6 protein-coding genes are annotated in these 4,630 nt (G+C 64.5%); 5 read left to right on the forward strand and 1 reads right to left on the reverse strand.

Going from position 1 to position 4,630, the window contains the following annotated elements:
- Positions 1-485: transposase (locus tag FJZ36_18100; protein ID MBM3216811.1), on the reverse strand; the 485-nt coding region annotated here is incomplete at its 3' end.
- 201 nt (positions 486-686) lie between these two features.
- Between FJZ36_18100 and FJZ36_18105 the strand changes: the two genes are divergently transcribed.
- The 5 genes from FJZ36_18105 to FJZ36_18125 all read left to right on the forward strand — a co-directional run.
- Positions 687-947, forward strand: coding sequence for a DUF5069 domain-containing protein (locus FJZ36_18105; GenBank protein ID MBM3216812.1), 261 nt, complete (start codon positions 687-689; stop codon positions 945-947).
- 40 nt (positions 948-987) lie between these two features.
- Positions 988-2,070, forward strand: coding sequence for a prephenate dehydratase (gene pheA, locus FJZ36_18110; protein ID MBM3216813.1), 1,083 nt, complete (start codon positions 988-990; stop codon positions 2,068-2,070).
- Positions 2,071-2,082: 12 nt separating this feature from the next.
- Entirely contained in the window at positions 2,083-3,189 is a 1,107-nt protein-coding gene (locus tag FJZ36_18115) for a histidinol-phosphate transaminase (GenBank protein MBM3216814.1), read from the forward strand.
- 18 nt (positions 3,190-3,207) lie between these two features.
- Positions 3,208-4,062: a prephenate dehydrogenase gene (locus FJZ36_18120; protein MBM3216815.1), complete on the forward strand. Its 855-nt coding sequence runs from the start codon at positions 3,208-3,210 to the stop codon at positions 4,060-4,062.
- Positions 4,063-4,078: 16 nt separating this feature from the next.
- On the forward strand, positions 4,079-4,630 hold a 552-nt coding region (locus tag FJZ36_18125; protein ID MBM3216816.1), incomplete at its 3' end, for a 3-phosphoshikimate 1-carboxyvinyltransferase.

Below are 4,630 nucleotides of genomic sequence, written 5' to 3' on the forward strand. Positions count from 1 at the left end.
GTGACGTGCAACGCCAACAGATGACCCAAGGTGTCTACCGCCGCGTGAATCTTGCTGCCCTTCTTGCGCTTGGCTCCGTCATAGCCCGCACGACCGCCGCTTTCCGGCGTCGCGCTTTCCGGCGTCGATTGCAGCGTACGGCTGTCGAGAAGGGTCACGGACGGCTGTTCGTTCCGTCCGGCGGCCACGCGCAGCAGAACGCGCAGCAGAACGCGCAGCAGAACGCGCAGGTCGTGAGTCATGGACTCGAAGACGCTCGCTTGGATCCATCGCTGAGTCTGCTGATAGACCGCCTCCCACGGCGGCAGGTCGTGAGGCAGCATGCGCCACGAGGCGCCCGCCCGCACGATCCAGCGCAGTCCGTTGAAGACTTCCCGCAACGCATGCTCCCGTTGCGGAGCGTCCTCGGTCATCAACGTCAAATAAGGGGCGACGAACCCCCATTCGTCGTCCGCCACGTCGGACGGATAGGCTTTTCGAGACATCTCGTATCACTTCCTTCGATTCGGAGAGACAGACTCTCGGAAGTATGCCCACAGTTTACCTGAACCTCGGAAAGTCCATAACACGCTCTAGGAAATGAGGTCAGGTCTGCTCGGTTGACACTCTCCACTGCCTCAGGTATTCTTGGGCTGCGCTCGTCCACGGCACGACCGCGCGAACCCTCATTCCCGGAAGGGACGGCAATGCCGCTCGATTGGAAGCCTCGCGGCCGCGACCTGACTATCGGCGGAATCCACTGGATCGCCCGCATCACCGACAAGGCGCGGGCTCACCTGAGCGAGACGCTCGGTGACTACATCTACCCCTGTCCGGCGGATCAGGCGTTTCTCAAGCAGTACGGACTCTCAGAGGCCGAGTTCACTCAGCTCGTGAAGGAGAATCCCACGGACGAGCTGATGGTCGAGCGGATTCGGGAGATCGACGCCAAACGATCCAAGTCGTAGAGGTCCGAGGTCCTGTCCGACTCCAGTGAGTGCCTGCCGCGTGCCGCCCAAGCCCAACGTCCCAGACCTCCCCGGTTTACGCGCCGAGATCGACCGGATCGACGCGGACATCCTGCGGCTGCTCAACGAACGCGGGCGTGTCGCCCAGGAAGTCGCGCACGTCAAGCGCAGCAGCAACCAGAGCTACTACGCACCCCATCGTGAGGAACAACTGCTCGCGCGGCTGCGAGAGCTGAATCGCGATGGGTCGTTGCCCGACGACGCGATTGCCGCGATCTACCGTGAGATCATCTCCGCCTGCCGCGCGCTCGAGGCGGAGCTTCGGATCGCCTACCTGGGGCCCGAAGCGAGCTTCACGCACATCGCGAGCCGGCGTCAGTTCGGTTCCAGCGCCGTCTACGCGCCATGCCCGACCCAGGCAGACATCTTCCGCGAAGTCGAGCGCGGCGCGGCGCACTACGGCGTCGTGCCCATCGAAAACTCGACGATGGGTGTCGTGATCGAGTCGCTCGACCTGTTCGCGCGGTCGCCGCTGACGATACTCGGTGAGATTCTGCTGGGCGTGACCCACAACCTGCTGTCGAACTGCTCGCTCGAAGCGATCCAGCGCGTCTACTCGCATCGTCAGGCGTTCGCCCAGTGTCGCGAGTGGTTGGCGCAGCACCTCCCCAACGTGGACCGATTCGAGATATCCAGCACGGCGGAGGCGGCGCGCAGGGCGGCGACGGAGGACGGGACCGCAGCCATCGCGAGCGAGCTGGCGGCTGAGACGTACTCGCTGACGATCCTGCACCGTCACATCGAGGATTCGCCGGACAATACGACTCGTTTTCTCGTCGTCGGCAGCCACGAAGTCGAACCGACTGGCGACGACAAGACGTCGCTGCTGTTCACGGTCCGGCACGAGGTGGGAGCCCTGGTACGGGTCCTCAACGAGTTTGCCGCACACGGCATCAACGTGATGACACTCCAATCGAGACCCTCGCGGATCCGGTCGTGGGAGTACCTGTTCTTCGCCGACCTGGCTGGACACGCGAAGGACGACGCCGTCAAGGCAGCGCTCTCGCAGATCGAGCCACTGTGTCTCTACGTCAAGGTTCTGGGAGCCTATCCGCGCGGTTGATGGGAGCGCCGAATGCGCGCGAAGCCCGGCATCGACCTCATCCAGCCCTACCAGGGTGGCAAGCCCATCGAGGAAGTGCAGCGCGAGATGGGCTTGACGGACGTGATCAAGCTCGCCTCCAACGAGAACCCGTTGGGACCCTCGATCCTGGCTGTCGATGCCATCGCCGCCGCCGCGCGATCGCTTCAGCTCTACCCGGACGGCAACGCGTTCTACCTCAAACGCGAGCTCGCCGATCATCTAGGCGTCGATATCGATCAGCTCATCGTCGGAAACGGCTCCAACGAGGTGCTGCAGCTCCTGGGCGAGACATTCGTCTCTCCTGGCGACCACGTCGTGTATTCGCAGCAAGCCTTCGTCGTGTATCAGTTGGTCGCGTTGACGTTTGGCGCGCAGACGACGACACCGCCACTCCGCAACGCGACCTACGATCTCGACGCCCTTGCCGAAGTCGTCACGCCCAAGACCCGCCTCGTGTTCATCGCCAATCCCAACAACCCGACGGGTACCTACAACACGAAGGCGGAGCTCGAGCGATTCCTGGACCGCATTCCGCCGGAGCCTCTCGTCGTTCTCGACGAGGCTTACTTCGAGTACGTCGAGGCACCGGACTACCCGGACGGACTGGAATTCGTGCGAGATGGGCGCAACGTGATCGTGACGCGCACCTTCTCGAAGATCTACGGTCTCGCGGGAATGAGGCTCGGATATGGTGTCGCCGACCCGAAGACGATCGAGGTGATGAACCGGGTACGGCAGCCGTTCAACGTGAATGCGCTCGCCCAGGCGGGAGCTCGCGCGGCGCTTCGCGACATCAGCCACGCCGAGCGCAGCCGACGTCTGAACCACGAGGGCATGGCGTATCTTGGGCGCGAGCTGGCGCGCCTTGGGCTCGAGACCGTGCCCTCCGTCGCCAACTTCCTGCTGGTGGACACCCGCAGAGACGGGGCAGCCGTGACGAACGCGCTGCTCCGTCGCGGCGTGATCGTTCGCCCCATGGCGAGCTATGACTTCCCAGGCTCGATCCGCGTGACGGTTGGGCTTCCCGCTGAGAACGAGCGATTCATCGCTGCCCTTGGGCAAGTCCTCGGAGAGGTACCTCTCGCACCGACCCAGTGAGTAGATCGGATCGTCCAGATGGTGCCCGTCGGCAAGATCGTCTTGTACGGCGTCGGCTTGATGAACGGGTCCCTCGGCCTCGCGCTGAGGGCTCGCTCGTTCGCGGGCGAGGTCGTCGGGTGCGGGCGTCGAGAGGAGTCGCTGAGACAGGCGCTCGAGCGAGGCGCGATCGATGCCTATTCGCTGGATCCAACGGACGCGCTGGACGGCGCAGACCTAGTCGTGGTGGGCACGCCCGTAGATCGCGTATCGGAAACTGTGGCGGAGCTTGCGTCCCATTCGCCGTCACGGTGTGTCTTCACGGATGTCGGGAGCGTCAAGGCATCCATCGTCGCCGCGTGCGCCGTTCGAGCGCCTCAGGCGCGCTTCGTCGGCTCACATCCGATCGCTGGTTCGGAGAAGGCGGGCGTGGGCGCGGCGCGCGAATCGCTGTTCCAGGGTTCGACCTGCGTCGTGACGACATCGCCAGACGCCGACGCGTGGGCGCTCGTCTGCGCATTGTGGGAGTTCGTCGGCTGCCGCGTGGTCGAAATGTCGCCGGAAGCCCACGACGAGCTTCTGGCGGCGTCGAGCCATCTCCCGCATATCGCCGCTGCCGCCCTCGTTCACGTCGTTGCTGGCACCGAGGCGGACGCACGCCGAGCGCTCGATTTCGTCGGACAGGGCTTTCGGGACACAACGCGCATCGCGTCGGGCTCTCCGGATGTCTGGACATCCATCGTGACTCACAACGCCGCGCCGCTCGTGAGGCTGATCCGTGGTCTGGCAGACGAACTGCAGCGGATCGCCGATGCCGTGACCGCGCAGGATCACGACTTGATCCACGCGTGGCTTGCGAGCGCGCGTGAAGCGCGGGAGAGCCTGAGCCCTTGAGCGATGGAAGACGATAGTGGACAGCCGAACGGTCCATCCCATCCGCTCCGCCCGAGGGACGCTGCGCGTTCCCGGCGACAAGTCCATCTCGCATCGAGCCGCCCTCTTCGGAGCCATCGCTGAAGGCACGACGACGGTCGATGGATTCCTCACCAGCGAGGACTGCCTGAACACGCTTCGAGCTGTCGAATCGATGGGTGTCCGGATAGAGCGCGATGGCACGTCGGTCGCCGTACACGGCGTCGGGATGGATGGTTTGCGGGAACCATCCACCGTCATCGACGTCGGCAACTCGGGGACCGGGATTCGGCTCCTGGCTGGGCTCGCAGCAGGACAGCCGTTCCGTACGGTGCTCACCGGCGATGCCTCCATCCGCCGTCGTCCTATGGGCAGGATCGTCGAGCCGCTCACCCGGATGGGAGCGCGTATCCGGGGCGAGGACGGCAACTCGCGCGCGCCGCTGGAGATACACGGAGGCAATCTGCTGGGCATCCACTATGAGAGCCCCATTGCCAGCGCCCAAGTGAAGTCTGCGATCCTTCTCGCCGCTCTCAGGGCTCAAGGCTCC

It is taken from the genome of Candidatus Poribacteria bacterium (assembly GCA_016866785.1).
GTDB lineage: Bacteria > Poribacteria > WGA-4E.

Coding starts and splice junctions, on each gene's coding strand:
- FJZ36_18120 (MBM3216815.1), top strand. CDS start 3,208: ATGGTGCCCGTCGGCAAGATCGTCTTGTACGGCGTCGGCTTGATGAAC.
- FJZ36_18105 (MBM3216812.1), top strand. CDS start 687: ATGCCGCTCGATTGGAAGCCTCGCGGCCGCGACCTGACTATCGGCGGA.
- FJZ36_18115 (MBM3216814.1), top strand. CDS start 2,083: ATGCGCGCGAAGCCCGGCATCGACCTCATCCAGCCCTACCAGGGTGGC.